Here is a 15,533-nt window from a genome sequence, read left to right as displayed (position 1 = left end):
GTGTCGCTTCGGACGGCATCCACGCGAAAGCCCCGCCGGACGACCTTCGGCCGCCCGTCGGGGCTTTGGAGGGGATGACGGGAATCGAACCCGCGCTATCAGCTTGGGAAGCTGAAGTTCTGCCATTGAACTACATCCCCGGGGGGACGCCGGAAGGCGCCCGGCCAGCATAACAGGCCCTGAGGAACCGGCCCCAAGCCACAGCCGACGAGCTACGATCGCTCAGCCTGTCGAAGCGCCGTACCTGGGTGGCGGGGAGGGGGAGTTCGACCCCTCGACAAGCTCGGGGATCCGGGGATCGGGGGATGCGAGGTCCCGGGGACGAGCTCGGGGACCGTGGCCCAGCGGACGGAACTCGTAACGGCGGGCGGAGGAGACGGCGGGCCTGGGTAGGCTGGCCGGGTGCTGCTGAGCGACCGCGACATCCGCCGTGAGATCGAGGCCGAGCGGATCGCGCTGGATCCGTGGGAGCCCGACATGGTGCAGCCGTCGAGCGTCGATGTGCGGCTCGACCGGTACTTCCGGCTCTTCGACAACCACAAGTACCCGTTCATCGATCCCGCGATCGATCAGCCGGACCTCACGCACCTCATCGAGGTCGAGCCCGACGAGCCGTTCATCCTGCACCCGGGCGAGTTCGCGCTCGGCTCGACCTACGAGCAGATCACACTGCCCGACGACGTCGCGGCGCGCCTCGAGGGCAAGTCGTCGCTCGGTCGCCTGGGCCTCCTGACGCACTCGACGGCGGGCTTCATCGACCCCGGATTCTCCGGCCACGTCACCCTCGAGCTCTCCAACGTCGCGACGCTGCCCATCAAGCTGTGGCCAGGAATGAAGATCGGCCAGCTCTGCTTCTTCCGCCTGTCGTCCCCGGCTGAGACGCCGTACGGCGCGGGCCCGTACGGCAACCGGTATCAGGGCCAGCGGGGGCCGACAGCATCCCGTTCGTTCCAGAACTTCCACCGCACCGACGTCGGAATCACCGACGCCGGGTCCCGCGGCGCCTGACCCGGACTACGCGGCGTCGGCGTGGAGGCTGTCCACGCGCGCAAGACCGCCCGTCGCGAGGGCGGTGACGGCGTCGAGGGTCTCATCCGCGCCGAGCAGCCGGTTGTGGCCGAAGCCGTGCGTCCGCACGAACCGCGCGCCGTCGAGGTGGGCGGAGACGAGGTCGGCGCTCGCCGCGAGCGGCACCTGGCGGTCTGTCTCGTCGTGGACCGCGAGCAGCTCGACGCCTTCCGGCAGCGGATTCGCGACGGCGTCGAAGCGCAGGCGCATGGATGCGGCATCCTCACCGAACCTGGCGTGGAAACGCCGCTCGAAGGCGGCCTTCGCGCGCGGCGGGAGGTCGAGCATCGTCGAGAACTGATCGACGAACACCTGCGGGTTGCCGGCGCCCGCGATGGTCGCGACGCGCGCTGTCGTCGTGCCCGATCGCACGGCGGTGAGGGTCGCGAGGGCGCCGAACGAGTGGCCGACGATGAGCCGGAAGCGCCCGTGCCGCTGCTGCAGCGCCTCGATCGCGGCGATCCAGTCGCGGATGTCGGTCGGAGCGCCCGCGGACGATCCGTGCGCGGGTGCGTCGAACGCGACGACGTGGAATCCGTCGGCCACGAGTTCGCGCACGAGCGGCGCGAACTGCGACGCGCGGCCGCGCCAGCCGTGGACGAGCAGGACCGTGTCGTCGCCACGCCCCCAGCGGTAGGTCACGACCTCTTTGCCGTGGACACGGATGCTGTCGCGCTCGGCGGCGGCCTCGGTCGCGGCATCCGCCTCGCGAAGCGGCAGTCGTGGCTGCGTGACGAAGAACGCGCGCAGGGCCAGTCGACCGGCCAGCTCGGGCGAGACGGCGCTCGCGGCGCGGAAGAGGAGACGGGTGTTCGTGGGGCTCATGAGCGGCACCTTCCACAAGAAGTACGAACGATCGGTCGTAGACTACATGAACGATCGTTCGTATACTAGGCCTATGTCCGAGACGACGATCGACCGGCGCCGAGCCCGTGGCGATGCGTCGCGGCGGCTCATCCTCGACAGTGCGACCGACCTCGCCTCGGTCGAGGGACTGGACGGGCTCACGATCGGCCGGCTCGCGGAGTCGGCCGGCATGAGCAAGAGCAGCATCGCGACCCTCTTCGGCGGCAAGGAGGCGTTGCAGCTCGCGGCCGTCGACGCCGCGGCCGAGATCTTCCGCGGGGCCGTCGTCGATCCTGCCCGCGAGCTGCCTCGAGGCGTCGAGCGGCTCGCCAAGCTGCTCCGCGGCGCCCTGGACTACTCGCGCAACCGCGTCTTCACCGGCGGATGCTTCTTCGCGGCGACCGCGGCCGACATGGACTCGAAGCCCGGGCCCGTCCGCGACGCGGTGCGCGGCTGGCTGCGCGATTGGTACGGCTATCTCGAGGCGCAGGTGCGGCACGCCGCCGAGGCGGGTCAGATCACGGCGGATGCCTCGACCGTGCGCCGGCTCGCATTCGAGCTCATCGCTCTCGACAACGAGGCGAACTCGCGGTCGCTCCTGATCGGCGACGACTCCCCGTACGTGATCGCGGCGTCGGCGATGCGCGAGAAGCTGCTGGCGGTGGGTGCCGAGCCCGCCGCGCTCGAGCCGCTCGCCTGAGGCCGACGCCGGGTTCGGGGCGTTTCGCCTAGCTTCGCTCGCTCGACGACCGGGGAGTGCGGGAGAGGTGTCCCTCCCCGGTCGTTGAGCGAGGGAGCGAAGCGACCGAGACGAAACGCGCCGAACCCGCGGGTTACCGGATGACGAGGGTCAGCGACGTGTCGCCGCAGGCGAGCACGGAGGCCCCGCCGGGCAGCGGCACGACCGAGCCCGACGCGCGGCTGGTGGCGACAGCATCCGCCAGTCCCTCCAGGCGCAGGATCGACCCGGGCTCGCGGCTCCCGTCGGTCGACGTGACGATTCGGCCTGACGTGTTCACGAGCGACGCGTCGCCGCCGGCCGCGCGGAGGATCGGCAGCAGCTCCCGCTCGAGCCGGTCGACGAGTGCGTCGATCCCGACGAGTCCGACCATGTCGTCGCCGAGGCGGACGGGGGTCGTGATCGTGACGGCGTAGTCGTCCGTGCAGAGGTAGTCGACGTACGGGCCCGTGAGGTGCCGTGCGCCGGAGCGCGCCGGGATGCGCCACCACTCGAGTGCCGTGTAGTCGCGGAACTGCTCGTGCGACGGATCGTCGATCGTCGCGAGCCGGCGCGGGGCATCGGTTCCGCGCAGCCACCAGGCGAGGTGCCACCGGACGTCCGACAGTGCGCCGGGCGCGGCGACGAAGCCGGCGCCCGTCAGCAGCGTGTCGTTCGTGACGGCGGGGAGGGCGAACGACTCGACGAGGGGATCCAGCTCGGCCGCCGCGAGTTCGAGGCCGGCCGCGAGGCGGGTCTCGAGGAGTTCGCGCCAGCCCTCGATCGTGGCGAAGATGGCGTCGATCGTGTCGGCCACCCTCGCGGCGATCGCGACAGCGGAGTGCGTGACCACTGTGCTCATGCGGGACCGTCCTGGAGGGTTCGGGATGCCTCGTCGCGCCGTGCCGCGTCGAGTCTGAGCCTCTCGTGCACGAGCCATTCGAAGGCGCCGGTGATGTGTCGGATCGTGGCGGCGCGTGCCGCGGCGGGCTCGACACCCCGGATCGCCTCGATGACGTGCTCGCGCGCGACGGCGCTGCGCTCACGGTACTCCTGCTCGCGCAGGCAGAGCCAGAGCAGCGGCCCCGCCTCGGCCTGCAGCCGGACCTCCTCGCGCACGAGGCGCGGCGACTGGCTGATCGCGGCGACCTCGAGCTGGAACCGGCTCACGGCGCGGCGCGCCCCTCCCGCCGTGGACAGATCGGCCTGGGTGTGGATCGTGCGAAGGGTCTCGACGTCGTCGTCGCTCGCCCGATCGGCCGCGACCTCGGCCGCCGTACCGGCGATCGCGCCGACGTGCAGGGCGAGGTCTCGCAGCTCGATCCTCGAGTGGCCGTGGAGCCTGGACTCCAGCATCCGTGCCGCCGACTCGCGGTCGAAGGTGACGAAGCTGCCGCCGTCCCGACCGCGCCGCGTGCGGACGAGGCCCTTGTCTCGCATGCCCTCGAGGGCCTCGCGAGCCGTCACGAGCGCGACGCCGAGGCTCTTGGAGAGATCCGACTCGCTCGGCAGGCGCTCGCCGTCGCGCAGGACGCCGCTCACGATCGCATCGGTGAGGCGCTGCTCGACGAGCTCGGCTCTGCCGGCGCCGTCGAGCGGCGCGAAGACGACAGCGTGCGCTGCGTCGACTCGACCGGTCGCGTGCGGCATAGAGGATCCCCGTGGTCGCTGGCGGCTGACCGGGAAGCCCGTCCTTCCGGCCGTGACATGACCGTAACACGCTCGCCCATCTTTAGACATATGGATCCATATGATTTAATTTCGATCGACCATCGAAGGAGATCGTCACAATGAGCGAGCAGCAGCCTGCCATCCGCCTCACGGGCCTCACGAAGGAGTTCGGCACCGTGTCGGCCGTCGACCACGTCGACCTCGAGATCGCCGCCGGCGAGTTCTTCTCGATGCTCGGCCCGTCCGGGTCGGGCAAGACGACGGTCCTGCGCCTCATCGCGGGCTTCGAGCAGCCTACGAGCGGCGCGATCGAGCTGTTCGGACAGGACGTCACGAAGAAGGCGCCGTTCGACCGCGACGTCAACACCGTGTTCCAGGACTACGCGCTCTTCCCGCACATGACGGTGCTCGACAACGTCGCCTACGGCCTTCGCGTACGCGGCATCAAGCGGGCCGAGCGCCGGGAGCGCGCCATGAAGGCGCTCACGGCGGTGCGCCTCGAGAAGATGGCGGACCGCAAGCCCGCCCAGCTGTCCGGCGGTCAGCGCCAGCGCGTGGCGCTCGCGCGGGCCACCGTGGTCGCGCCGAAGGTGCTGCTCCTCGACGAGCCGCTCGGCGCCCTCGACCTCAAGCTCCGCGAGCAGATGCAGGTCGAGCTCAAGCAGATCCAGCGCGACCTCGGCATCACGTTCATCTTCGTGACGCACGACCAGGAGGAGGCGCTGACACTCTCCGACCGGATCGCCGTCTTCCACGACGGGAGGATCGAGCAGCTGGGCACGCCGTGGGAGCTCTACGAGAAGCCCGCATCGCGCTTCGTCGCCGACTTCGTGGGCACGTCGAACCTCTTCGACGCGGAGCGGTCCTCGGCCCTCATCGGCCGCGGCGGCGAGCACTCGATCCGGCCCGAGAAGCTCACCCTGAGCTCGCAGGCTGCCACCGCCGACGGCGAGCGCTCGGCGCCGGGCACGCTCATCGAGTCGATCTACGTCGGCAGCGGCATCCGTCGCGTGGTCGATCTGGACGCCGGAATGCGCGTGACGATCCTCGAGCGCAACGACCGATCGCGGGCCGCGGACGACGGCCGCGGCGACCGCGTCCATGTCACGTGGCACGACGCCGACGTCGTGTCGCTCATCCCGCCCGGCACCTGAGCCGGGGCGCAACCGCCCGGCTCCCCGAGGCCGGACACCCAGCCCGGCTCCCGAGGCCGGCCACCCGCCACCCGGCTCCCGAGGCCGGCCACCCGCCACGCGGCTCCCGAGGCCGGACACCGACCGCCGGCACCCGAGCCGGCCCAGACCTCGGGTCAGGAGACCCGAGAAGCACAGCACCAGCACCACCCGAGAGGAAGCACATCATGATGCACAAGACACGCGCCGCGCGGGCGACCGCGGGCGCCGCCCTGGCGATCGGTGCGATCGCCGTCCTGGCCGGCTGCGGCACGTCCGGAGGGGGCAGCGCCGCTCCCTCGGCCGAGGCCGAAGAGCTCGGCGAGATGGAGGGTCAGGTCTCGATCCTCGCGTGGCCCGGGTACGTCGAGGACGGCAGCAACGACCCCGACGTCGACTGGGTCTCCGGCTTCGAGGAGAAGACGGGCTGCGAGGTCACCTCGAAGTCGTACGGCACCTCGGACGAGGCCGTGAACCTCATGAAGACGGGCGACTACGACGTCGTGGCCGCCTCGGGCGACGCGACGCTGCGCCTCATCGCCGCCGGCGACGTGGCTCCCGTCAACACCGACCTCATCCCGAGCTACGAGGGCGTCTACGACTTCCTCAAGGAGAAGGAGTGGAACTCGGTCGACGGCCAGTCGTACGGCGTTCCGCACGGCTACGGCGCGAACCTCCTGCTCTACAACACGGACGTCTTCGCCGAGGCGCCCACGTCGTGGGACGTCGTCTTCGACAAGGCCGGCGACAACTCGGGCAAGGTCACGGCCTACGACTCGCCGATCTACATCGCCGACGCCGCCGTGTACCTCATGGCCCACCAGCCCGACCTCGGCATCCAGAACCCGTACGCCCTGGACGAGACGCAGTTCCAGGCCGCCGTCGACCTGCTCAAGGAGCAGCGCCAGCACGTCGGCGAGTACTGGTCGGACTACCTCAAGGAGATCCAGGCCTTCGAGACCGGCGACTCGGTCGTCGGCACGACGTGGCAGGTCATCCAGAACGTCCTCGCGAGCGAGGATGCGACGACCGACGTCGTGCTGCCCTCGGAGGGCGCGACCGGCTGGTCGGACACGTGGATGATCGCGTCCGAGGCGAAGAACCCGAACTGCGCGTACGCGTGGCTCGACTGGATCGCCAGCCCCGAGGTCAACGCGCAGGCCACGGCTTACTTCGGCGAGGCTCCCTCGAGCGACGCCGCATGCGACTACCGCGACGACTGCGAGGCGTACCACGCGGGTGACGCCGACTACGCGTCGCAGATCTGGTACTGGACCACGCCGATCGCCGACTGCGTCGACGGCCGCACCGACGTCGAGTGCGTCGACTACGCGCAGTGGACCGAGGCCTGGGCCGAGATCAAGGGCTGACGCCCGCACGAACCGCCGGGGGCCGCACTGCGGCCCCCGGCTCCACGGAGAATCCGATGACCGACACGATCCACCTCGCGCCGCCGACGCGAGCCGTGCCTGTTCCGCAGGCCACGCCGCGACGCCGCGTCTCGGCGTGGCTGAGCACGCATCCCCGCGCGCGGCTGACGCTGCTGCTGACGGCGCCGCTCTTCTGGCTCGTCCTCGTCTACATCGTCGCGCTCGTGCTGCTGCTCGTGACGGCGTTCTGGACGGTCGACTCGTTCACGGGCGAGATCGTCACGGACTGGACGCTCGACAACATCATCACGGTCGTCACCGGCACGCTCTATCAGACGGTGACCCTCCGCACCGTCGGCATCGCGCTGGCCGTCACGGTCATCGACGTCGCGATCGCCCTGCCGATCGCCTTCTTCATGGCCAAGGTCGCCTCGCCCCGTGTCCAGCGGCTCCTCGTCATCGCGGTCCTCATGCCGCTCTGGGCGAGCTACCTCGTGAAGGCGTACGCGTGGCGGTCGGTCCTCTCGCAGGAGGGCATCCTCGAGTGGGTGCTCGCACCGTTCGGGCTGCACACCCCGGGCTACGGCCTCACGGCGACGATCATCACGCTGTCGTACCTGTGGCTGCCGTACGTCATCCTGCCCATCTACGCGGGACTCGAGCGCGTGCCCGATTCGCTGCTGGAGGCATCCGCAGACCTCGGGGGGAAGAGCTGGCGCACGATCCGCCACGTCGTCCTGCCGCTCGCGATGCCCGCCATCATCGCCGGCACGATCTTCAGCTTCTCGCTGTCGCTCGGCGACTACATCACGGTCAACATCGTGGGCGGCACGACGCAGATGCTCGGAAACCTCGTCTACACGAACGTCGGCGCGGCCAACAACCTTCCGCTGGCCGCAGCGATCGCGCTCGTGCCGATCGTCATCATCTTCGGCTACCTGGCCCTCGTGCGGCGCACGGGCGCCCTGGACAACCTCTAGGAGACCCCGATGCGACTCGGAAAGTCCGCGCGGGTCACCCTCGCGATCGTCACCGGCTTCATCCTGCTGGTCGTCTACGTGCCGCTGTTCGTCGTGCTCGTGAACTCCTTCTCGACGTCGACGTCGCTCACGTGGCCGCCGCCCGGCTTCACCCTCGAGTGGTGGGTCAAGGCGTTCCAGTCCCAGGGGGCCATGGCCGCCGTCCTCACGAGCGTCCAGGTCGCGATCGTCGCGACGCTCATCTCGATCGTGCTCGGCACCCTGCTGTCGCTCGCCCTGCAGCGGTTCGACTTCTTCGGGCGCAGCGTCGTCAACCTGCTCGTCATCCTGCCGATCGCGCTGCCGGGCATCATCACGGGCATTGCGCTGAACAACTTCTTCCGCACGATCATGGGCATCCCGCTGTCGATCTGGACGGTCGTCATAGCGCACGCGACGTTCTGCATCGTGACGGTCTTCAACAACGCGATCGCGCGCCTGCGCCGCATGGGGATCAATCTCGAGGAGGCGTCGGCGGACCTCGGCGCGGGCGTCTGGACGACGTTCCGGCTCGTGACGTTCCCTCAGCTGCGCTCGGCTCTGCTGGCGGGGTCGCTCCTGGCGTTCGCGCTGAGCTTCGACGAGATCATCGTGACGACGTTCACGGCGGGCTCGGGCGTCACGACGCTGCCGATCTTCATCCTGAACAACATGTTCCGGCCGAACCAGGCGCCTATCGTCTCGGTCATCGCCGTCGTCATGGTCGTCGTCTCGATCGTCCCGATCTACATCGCGCAGCGACTGTCCGGCTCGGAGCAGACCCGACGCTGACCGCGGGCGTTCGCGAGTGCGAAACCGTCGTCCGCGCGCTGATGAAAGTCGCTCTGGCACTCGCGAGAACGGGGCGGATGCTGTCCGCGTCAGCCCTGCCTGGTCGAGCCGGAGCCCGCGAGGCGGTCGAGCGCGTCGGCGATCCGCGTGACCACCGCCGCGGCGGTCTCGGCCTCGGCGGGGGCGAGCCCGTCGATGATCGACACGACTGTCGAGTGGTGCGCGGCGTACGAGTCGTCGACGCGGCGGACGGCGAGCTCGGTGGGCACGAGGTAGTGCGCACGCCGATCGGTGGGATGCTGCACGCGCGTGATGTAGCCGCGCTGGACGAGCCGCTCGACGACGTTGGTGACCGTCGCGCTGGACGTGTCGAGCATCACGATGAGGTCCTTGGGGCTCAGGTTCCGCTCGTCCCGGTATCCCTGGACGAGATACCGCAGGGCCATGAGGTCGACGTTCGAGAGCCCCGACGCCCGCAGTGCGAGCTCACCCTGCACGCGCTCCGCGCGCCTCAAGTGGAGGATCGCTTCGCTCAGGTGGCGTCCTTCAGGCGTACTGGGCTGCTGCGCGTAGAGATGCTCGCCCTCGTGGCGCACGACCGTCTGAGGCATAGGATCCTCCCGAGTTGCTCCAGTCCGATTCGATGATGACCGCCGACTGCGCCAGGGCGAGCGTCTCGTACTCCCCGAGGTGCGAGCTCAGCGCGTCGCGGGCGGCAAACCGCCCGGCCGGCGTGCACTCGACGGTTCCGAGAAATGCCCCGTCGGCGCTGCCCGCCCAGTAGCCGGCCTCAACCTCATGCCAGCACCGGACGCTCTCCCGGTCCTCGGGAGCCAGCGTTCGCGTGACGTCGTCGATCATCGTCATAGTGACCCTCCATGGTAACCGTCACGCTCTGTGACGTCCACTAAATTACACACCAACCGAGATACATAGGAAGTGGGATTGACAAGCACTGTGAAACTCGGTTATCTACTAGTGCGGGCCGATGCCGATTCGACGAAAGGAATCCACGGTGGGATACCTGTACTACGGAGCCGAGACGCACCCGACTGAGGTTCCGGATCGGATCCTCGCGCATCTCCGGGTCGTCGCGACGACCAAGCTGCGCCGCGGTGAGAGCTTCACGCTCACCTGGCGGCATCCTGACGGCGGGCCGGAAGGGCGCACCTCGATCTGGGTGCAGCCGGCCATCCCGCTCAAGTTCGTGTTCGACTCCGCTGACCCGGAGCAACTCGACACGCACTATCTCCAGGCGCTCGCTGAGGCGGCGAACACGAGCAGCGGAATCACGATCGACTGGACCGACCAGCCCGCTCCGCTGAGCGCCGTCGGCGCGAAGCGCGCGGTCGCCGCGGCGTAGGAGCCGTCCGCGATCGGAGGAGATGTCCCGGCCGGAGGATGCCGAAACCCCAGCGGCACCTCCGGTCCGGGACGGTTCCTCCCCGAACCGGCGGCGCGAAGCACGCGGTCGCCGCGGCACAAGGCCTGGCGAGGTCAATGCGCCGTGCGCACTCCGACGAGGTCGTGCACGAGCACGGCGGCGGCACGAGCACCCTGGCCCGCCGCGACGATGAGCTGCTGCGGACCGGGGGCGGCAGCATCCCCTGCGGCGTACAGGCCGGGGATCGACGTGCGACCGGACCCGTCGACGACCAGGTGCCCGTCGTCGTCGCGCTCGGCATCCAGCCCCGCGAGGAAGTCCAGTGCCGGATGCCACTGCGGACGCACGAAGCCTCCGTCGATCTCGATCCGCGTGCCGTCGACGAGGCGGACGGCTGAGACGGCCCCGCGGTCTCCCTCGAGGTCGTCGATGCGGCGGCGCTCGACGGAGATCCCGGATGCTGCCAGCTCCGCCTCCTCCACCGTGTCGACGACGGGCGCGCCGTTCGTGAACACCGTGAGCCGGTCGGTCCAGCGTGCGATGAGCCGCGCGCGGCCCGCGAGGTCGGGCGTCTCGCCGATGAGGGCGAGCCGCCGGTCCTGCAGCTCCCACGCGTCGCACGCGGCGCAGCTGAAGATGGTCATGCCGTAGAACGCGCGCAGGCTCGGGATCGCCGGCAGCGTCTCGCGCAGTCCGGACGAGACGAGGACCGATCGCGAGGCGACAGCCGGCGGCGTGCCCGGCCGACCGCCGCGCACCGCCGTGATGAAGCGGAGGCCGTCGGCTCCGGGCGACGACAGGAGCGCGCCGGCGACGCAGCGGTCGAGGATGCGGACGTTCGAGTAGGCCGCGAGCTCGGCCCGCGCGAGCTTGCGCAGCTCGAGCGGAGGGACGCCGTCTCGCGTGAGGAACCCGTGCGAGCGCAGCGTCGCGGCATTGCGCGGGCGTCCTGCGTCGATGAGGACGACCGACGCGCGGGCGCGGCCGAGGTTGAGCGCCGCCGACAGCCCCGCGGGCCCGCCGCCGACGATGACGACGTCGGCCTCGGCCTCGGCGGGGCGGGGCTCGGTCTCAGCCATGCTCGTCCTCCTGGGGCGGGAGGGCGGCGATGATCGGGTGGTCCTTGTGGATCACCCCGACCTTGGCCGCGCCGCCGGGCGAGCCGATGTCGTCGAAGAACTCGACGTTGGCCTTGTAGTAGTCCTGCCACTCGTCGGGCAGGTCGTCCTCGTAGTAGATCGCCTCGACGGGGCACACCGGCTCGCATGCCCCGCAGTCCACGCACTCGTCCGGGTGGATGTACAGCGACCGGTCACCCTCGTAGATGCAGTCCACGGGGCACTCGTCGATGCACGCGCGGTCCTTGACGTCGACGCAGGGCAGTGCGATGACGTACGTCATGACAGGGTGAGGGAGCCTGCGCGCGACACTTCGACCTGCTCGTCGCGCGGGACGACCTTGACGCGCTCGCGCGTGTGCTCGTGGTCGGCGCCGAGCGCGCGCTCGTGCGCATCGAGGGCCAGCCAGCCGTCCCACGTCGTGAACGCGACATCCCGCTCGGCGAGGAGGTCCAGCACGTCGCCGTCCACCGTCGGCGCGGGGAGGGCGCCCGAGGTGGCGTCCGCGACGAGGTGCGCGATGGTCTCCATGGCGTCGGACTTCGTGTGGCCGATGAGGCCCACGGGGCCGCGCTTGATCCAGCCGGTCGCGAAGAGTCCGGGGACGGCCGAGCCCTCGGCATCCTGAACCCGTCCCTCGATGTTCGGCACGACGCCGCGCCCCTCGTCGAACGGAGCGCCGACGACGGGCGTGCCGTAGTAGCCGACGGCGCGGTAGACCTGCTGCACGGCGATCTCGCGGATCTCGCCCGTGCCGCGGACCGAGCCGTCGCCGACGGGCTCCGTGCGCTCGAAGCGCAGGCCCTCGACGCGGCCCTCTCCGAGAACCTCGATGGGCGCGTGGTAGAAGTGCAGGTGCAGGCGGCGGGAGGCTCCCGTGGACTCGCGGTCGCGCCAGCTGCCCAGCACGCGGAGCATGACCTTGAGCTGATTGTTCGCGGCCTTCGCGGGGTCGGCGTCGACGAAGTCCTCGTCGTGCACGACGATGTCGACGTTGGGCACCTCGCCGAGCTCGCGCAGCTCGATGGGCGTGAACTTGATGTCGGCGGGACCGCGGCGCCCGAAGACGTGCACGTCCGTCACGGCGGAGGCCTCGAGGCCCGCCAGGATGTTGTCCGCGATCTCGGTGGGGCGCAGGTCCACGGCGTGCTTCGCGAGTACGCGGGCGACGTCGAGGGCGACGTTGCCGTTGCCGATGACCGCGACCTCGCGCTGGTCGAGCGGCCACTCGCGCGGCACGTCCGGGTGCCCGTCGTACCACGCGACGAAGTCCGCCGCGCCGTACGAACCGGGCAGGCCGATGCCCGGGATGTCGAGCGCGGCGTCGCGGATCGCGCCCGTCGCGATGATGACGGCGTCGTAGCGCTCGTGCAGCTCGGCGAGCTCGATGTCGCGGCCGACCTCGACGTTTCCGATGAAGCGGATGGTGCCCTCGCCGAGCATCTCGTGCAGCGAGTTGACGATCCCCTTGATGCGGGGGTGGTCGGGGGCGACGCCGTAGCGGATGAGGCCGTAGGGTGCGGGAAGCGACTCGAAGAGGTCGATCGCGACCTCGCCGCCGAGCTCTTTGACGGAGTTCGCGAGGATGTTCCCGGCGTACACGCCGGCGGGGCCGGCTCCGACGATCGCAACGCGGAGCTGGAGATTCGAAGAGGTCACAGGGCGGCCTTTCGGGGTGAGGCGCTCGCGGGTGCGGCGAGCGGATCGAATGCAGAGAGGTCGAGCGCGAAGGCTTCGGGGGCGTAGGGGCTGAGCCGGACGACGTCGCCCACGACGACGACGGCGGGGGAGCGGATGCCGCGATCCGCGGCCTGCGCGGCGATCGTCGCGAGGGTGCCGACCGTCACGCGCTGGCGCGGGCCGAAGCCGTCCTCGACGATGGCGACGGGGCAGTCCGCGCCGCGGTCGCCGCGGGCCAGGGTCATCGCGGCGTGCGCGAGAGTGCCGACGCCCATCAGGAGGACGACCGTGTGGTCGCGGCCGCCGCCGAGCTCGGCGATCTGGTCGTGGCCCGTGACGACCGTGAAGGCCGTCGCGACACCGCGGTGGGTGAGCGGGATGCCGGCGATCGCGGGCACCGAGATGGCGCTCGTGACGCCCGAGACGACCTCGACGGGGACCCCGGCCTCGAGGCAATGGTCGAGTTCCTCGACCCCGCGTCCGAAGACGTACGGGTCGCCGCCCTTGAGGCGCACGACCTCCTTGCCGTCCAGCGCGAGCTGGACCAGGAGCGCGTTGATGGCGTCCTGCGGCACGGCGTGGTGGCCGGGGCTCTTCCCGACGTCGACGATCTCGGCACGCAGCTCGACGCCGTCGGCCGCGAGGCCGTCGAGCACGGCGCGGGCCCCGAGCCGGTCGGCGACGATGACGTCGGCGCGCTCGAGGGCGCGGAGGCCGCGGACCGTGAGCAGCCCCGGGTCGCCGGGGCCGGCGCCGACGAGCCACACCTTGCCGGCGGGCCGTTTCGACTCGTCGCGCAGACCTGCGCTGAGCGAGCGCGAGCGAGTCGAAGCGTCCTCGCTCGACGACCGGACGCGGGTCATCGCGCGCCCCCCGTCACGAGCAGGCCGCGGCGCTTGAGCATCCGCCGCTCGATGGGGCCGAAGAACACGAGTTCGATGAGGATGCCGATCGCGAGGATGAGGATGATCGTCGCGAGGACGCCCGCGAGGTCGGCGAGTTCGCGGGACTGCTGCAGCATCGAGCCGAGACCGAAGCCGATCGTGCCGCCGACCGCGATGATCTCGGCCGCCATGAGCGAGCGCCACGAGAACGCCCAGCCCTGCTTCAGGCCCGCGACGTAGCCGGGAAGGGCGGCGGGGAGCACGACGGCGGTCGCGAGCTGCCAGCGGGAGGCGCCCAGGACCGTGCCGACGCGTCGCAGCTGCGGGGGCACCTGGTCGACGCCCGCGATGAGGCCGTTGACGATCGACGGGATCGCGCCCATCAGGATGACGAAGTAGACGGTCGCGTCCGAGAGGCCGAACCAGATGATGGCGGCGGGCACCCACGCGACCGACGGCAGCACCTGAAGTCCGGAGATGATCGGGCCGACGGCGCGGCGGATGGGGCGCACTTCGGCCAGCAGCAGGCCGATCGGCGTGCCGACGATGATCGCGATGATGAAGCCCACGATGCCGCGCTCGAGGCTCGTCGCGACGGCCTCCTGCAGGCGACCGGACTCCCACGCGTCACCCATGGCGTTCCACACGTCGACAGGACTCGGCACGATGTCGGGTCGCGGCTGGGCGATGACGACGTACAGCTGCCAGGCGACGATGAGCAGCAGGACGAACACGACGGGGGGAACGACGCTGCTCGCGATCCGGCGCCAGCGGCTCGGGCCGGTCGCCTCGTCGGTCTGCAGGCGGTCGAGGCCGGCGGCGAGGCTGCGCAGGTCGTCGGAGCCGTCGGCGCTCGCTCGGGCGGCGATGGTGGGGGTCTCAAGCGGCATTGCGGCGGATCTCCTTGCGCAGCTGCTCCGTGATCTCGACGGACAAGGCGGCGACTTCGGGTGACTCGATGCGGCGACCGGTCGTCTTGGCGATGCGCCACTCCTGGACGATCCGTCCGGGCCGGCTGCCCATGAGCACGACGCGCTGGCCGAGACGGGCGGCCTCGCGCACATTGTGCGTGACGAACACGATCGTGCGGCCCGTCGCCCGCCACACGCGCTCGAGCTCCTCGTGCAGCAGGTCCCGCGTGATCGCGTCGAGCGCCGCGAACGGCTCGTCCATGAGAAGGACGGGGCGGTCCTGCGCGAGAGCGCGCGCGAGCGCCACGCGCTGGCGCATGCCGCCCGAGAGCTCGTGCGGACGCTTCTCGGCGGCATCCGCCAGATTCACGGTGTCCAGCAGAGCGAGGGCCTTGTCGTGGCGCTCCTTGCGGGGGACGCCGCGCAGTCGCAGTGCGAGCTCGACGTTGCGCCGCGCCGTGAGCCACGGCATGAGCGCCGACTCCTGGAACATGACCGCGGAGCCCTCGGACGGCGTGCGGATGTCGCCGGCAGTCGGCCGGTCCAGGCCCGCGATGAGGTTCAGGAGCGTCGACTTGCCGCACCCCGACGCGCCGAGGAGGCAGACGAACTCGCCGGGCGCGATGTCGAGCGAGACGTCCTCGAGCACGACCGGGCCCGTGCCGAACCTCTTCGACACGTGGTCGATGCGGACGGCGGGCTCGGCGGCGCGGGCGGGTGCCGGGACGGGCGTGACCCCGTCGAAGCTCGGAGCCAGGTCGGCGCCGACGCGCGGCCGGGGTGCCGCGCCGCCGACGGACGACGACGCGACGCCGGATGCGTTGCTGGTGGGGGTGGTCATGGGGTGTCCTCGCCGAGGCCGGCGGCGGAGACGGGCTGTTCGCCGGCGTCTTCGAGGAGGCCGTTCAGGATGCGCAGGTC

The 15,533-nt window shown here is 70.7% G+C and carries 18 protein-coding genes and 1 tRNA gene; 7 read left to right on the top strand and 12 right to left on the bottom strand.

Going from position 1 to position 15,533, the window contains the following annotated elements; genetic code table 11:
- Window positions 1-66: 66 nt before the first annotated feature.
- Window positions 67-140, bottom strand: a tRNA-Gly gene (locus ABZ477_RS15675).
- A 262-nt stretch (window positions 141-402) separates the two neighbouring features.
- On the opposite strand from ABZ477_RS15675, the gene dcd reads away from it, so the two are divergent.
- Complete coding sequence (gene dcd, locus ABZ477_RS15670; RefSeq protein ID WP_360135060.1) at window positions 403-1,008, top strand: dCTP deaminase; 606 nt, start codon at window positions 403-405, stop codon at window positions 1,006-1,008.
- Between the two features lie 6 nt (window positions 1,009-1,014).
- On the opposite strand, the gene ABZ477_RS15665 is transcribed toward dcd, so the two are convergent.
- A complete protein-coding gene (locus ABZ477_RS15665) occupies window positions 1,015-1,893 on the bottom strand; it encodes an alpha/beta fold hydrolase (protein ID WP_360135057.1) in 879 nt (292 codons plus the stop codon).
- A gap of 73 nt (window positions 1,894-1,966) precedes the next feature.
- Here ABZ477_RS15665 and ABZ477_RS15660 point away from each other — a divergent pair, with 73 nt between their 5' ends.
- Window positions 1,967-2,614, top strand: a complete 648-nt coding sequence (locus ABZ477_RS15660; RefSeq protein ID WP_360135054.1) for a TetR/AcrR family transcriptional regulator — start codon at window positions 1,967-1,969, stop codon at window positions 2,612-2,614.
- Window positions 2,615-2,747: 133 nt separating this feature from the next.
- On the opposite strand, the gene ABZ477_RS15655 is transcribed toward ABZ477_RS15660, so the two are convergent.
- A complete protein-coding gene (locus tag ABZ477_RS15655) occupies window positions 2,748-3,494 on the bottom strand; it encodes a cache domain-containing protein (protein ID WP_360135051.1) in 747 nt (248 codons plus the stop codon).
- Window positions 3,491-4,282: a GntR family transcriptional regulator gene (locus tag ABZ477_RS15650; RefSeq protein ID WP_360135048.1), complete on the bottom strand. Its 792-nt coding sequence runs from the start codon at window positions 4,280-4,282 to the stop codon at window positions 3,491-3,493. Before ABZ477_RS15650 ends, ABZ477_RS15655 begins: the two co-directional genes overlap by 4 nt.
- A gap of 140 nt (window positions 4,283-4,422) precedes the next feature.
- Here ABZ477_RS15650 and ABZ477_RS15645 point away from each other — a divergent pair, with 140 nt between their 5' ends.
- The 4 genes from ABZ477_RS15645 to ABZ477_RS15630 all read left to right on the top strand — a co-directional run bounded on the left by ABZ477_RS15645 (window position 4,423) and on the right by ABZ477_RS15630 (window position 8,635).
- Window positions 4,423-5,457 carry an ABC transporter ATP-binding protein gene (locus tag ABZ477_RS15645; RefSeq protein ID WP_360135045.1) on the top strand — a complete coding sequence of 345 codons (1,035 nt, stop codon included), beginning with the start codon at window positions 4,423-4,425 and terminating at the stop codon, window positions 5,455-5,457.
- 206 nt (window positions 5,458-5,663) lie between these two features.
- Window positions 5,664-6,845, top strand: a complete 1,182-nt coding sequence (locus ABZ477_RS15640) for an extracellular solute-binding protein (protein ID WP_360135042.1) — start codon at window positions 5,664-5,666, stop codon at window positions 6,843-6,845.
- 56 nt (window positions 6,846-6,901) lie between these two features.
- Entirely contained in the window at window positions 6,902-7,825 is a 924-nt protein-coding gene (locus tag ABZ477_RS15635; protein ID WP_360135039.1) for an ABC transporter permease, read from the top strand.
- Between the two features lie 9 nt (window positions 7,826-7,834).
- Window positions 7,835-8,635, top strand: a complete 801-nt coding sequence (locus ABZ477_RS15630; protein WP_360135036.1) for an ABC transporter permease — start codon at window positions 7,835-7,837, stop codon at window positions 8,633-8,635.
- A gap of 89 nt (window positions 8,636-8,724) precedes the next feature.
- On the opposite strand, the gene ABZ477_RS15625 is transcribed toward ABZ477_RS15630, so the two are convergent.
- Together ABZ477_RS15625 and ABZ477_RS15620 are read right to left on the bottom strand one after the other, a co-directional pair.
- Window positions 8,725-9,246, bottom strand: a complete 522-nt coding sequence (locus ABZ477_RS15625) for a MarR family transcriptional regulator (RefSeq protein WP_360135033.1) — start codon at window positions 9,244-9,246, stop codon at window positions 8,725-8,727.
- Entirely contained in the window at window positions 9,182-9,502 is a 321-nt protein-coding gene (locus tag ABZ477_RS15620; RefSeq protein ID WP_360135030.1) for a hypothetical protein, read from the bottom strand. The genes ABZ477_RS15625 and ABZ477_RS15620 overlap by 65 nt, the downstream gene beginning before the upstream one ends.
- A gap of 148 nt (window positions 9,503-9,650) precedes the next feature.
- Between ABZ477_RS15620 and ABZ477_RS15615 the strand changes: the two genes are divergently transcribed.
- Complete coding sequence (locus ABZ477_RS15615) at window positions 9,651-9,998, top strand: hypothetical protein (RefSeq protein WP_360135027.1); 348 nt, start codon at window positions 9,651-9,653, stop codon at window positions 9,996-9,998.
- A 134-nt stretch (window positions 9,999-10,132) separates the two neighbouring features.
- Here ABZ477_RS15615 and ABZ477_RS15610 read toward each other — a convergent pair whose 3' ends face one another.
- The 6 genes from ABZ477_RS15610 to ABZ477_RS15585 are packed head-to-tail and all read right to left on the bottom strand — an operon-like array spanning window position 10,133 to window position 15,453.
- Window positions 10,133-11,098, bottom strand: a complete 966-nt coding sequence (locus ABZ477_RS15610) for an NAD(P)/FAD-dependent oxidoreductase (protein WP_360135024.1) — start codon at window positions 11,096-11,098, stop codon at window positions 10,133-10,135.
- Window positions 11,091-11,420: a ferredoxin gene (gene fdxA, locus ABZ477_RS15605; RefSeq protein ID WP_360135021.1), complete on the bottom strand. Its 330-nt coding sequence runs from the start codon at window positions 11,418-11,420 to the stop codon at window positions 11,091-11,093. The genes ABZ477_RS15610 and fdxA overlap by 8 nt, the downstream gene beginning before the upstream one ends.
- Window positions 11,417-12,796, bottom strand: coding sequence for an FAD-dependent oxidoreductase (locus ABZ477_RS15600; protein ID WP_360135019.1), 1,380 nt, complete (start codon window positions 12,794-12,796; stop codon window positions 11,417-11,419). The genes fdxA and ABZ477_RS15600 overlap by 4 nt, the downstream gene beginning before the upstream one ends.
- Window positions 12,793-13,680 carry a uroporphyrinogen-III C-methyltransferase gene (gene cobA / locus ABZ477_RS15595; protein WP_360135016.1) on the bottom strand — a complete coding sequence of 296 codons (888 nt, stop codon included), beginning with the start codon at window positions 13,678-13,680 and terminating at the stop codon, window positions 12,793-12,795. Before cobA ends, ABZ477_RS15600 begins: the two co-directional genes overlap by 4 nt.
- Window positions 13,677-14,591, bottom strand: a complete 915-nt coding sequence (locus ABZ477_RS15590) for an ABC transporter permease (protein ID WP_360135013.1) — start codon at window positions 14,589-14,591, stop codon at window positions 13,677-13,679. Before ABZ477_RS15590 ends, cobA begins: the two co-directional genes overlap by 4 nt.
- Window positions 14,581-15,453, bottom strand: a complete 873-nt coding sequence (locus ABZ477_RS15585; protein WP_360135010.1) for an ABC transporter ATP-binding protein — start codon at window positions 15,451-15,453, stop codon at window positions 14,581-14,583. Before ABZ477_RS15585 ends, ABZ477_RS15590 begins: the two co-directional genes overlap by 11 nt.
- Between the last annotated feature and the right edge of the window lie 80 nt (window positions 15,454-15,533).

The sequence above is a fragment of the Microbacterium sp. NPDC019599 genome (genome assembly GCF_040632175.1).
GTDB lineage: Bacteria > Actinomycetota > Actinomycetes > Actinomycetales > Microbacteriaceae > Microbacterium.
Note: the sequence above shows the minus strand (reverse complement) of the source record. Positions and strands in the feature narration are given on the sequence as shown.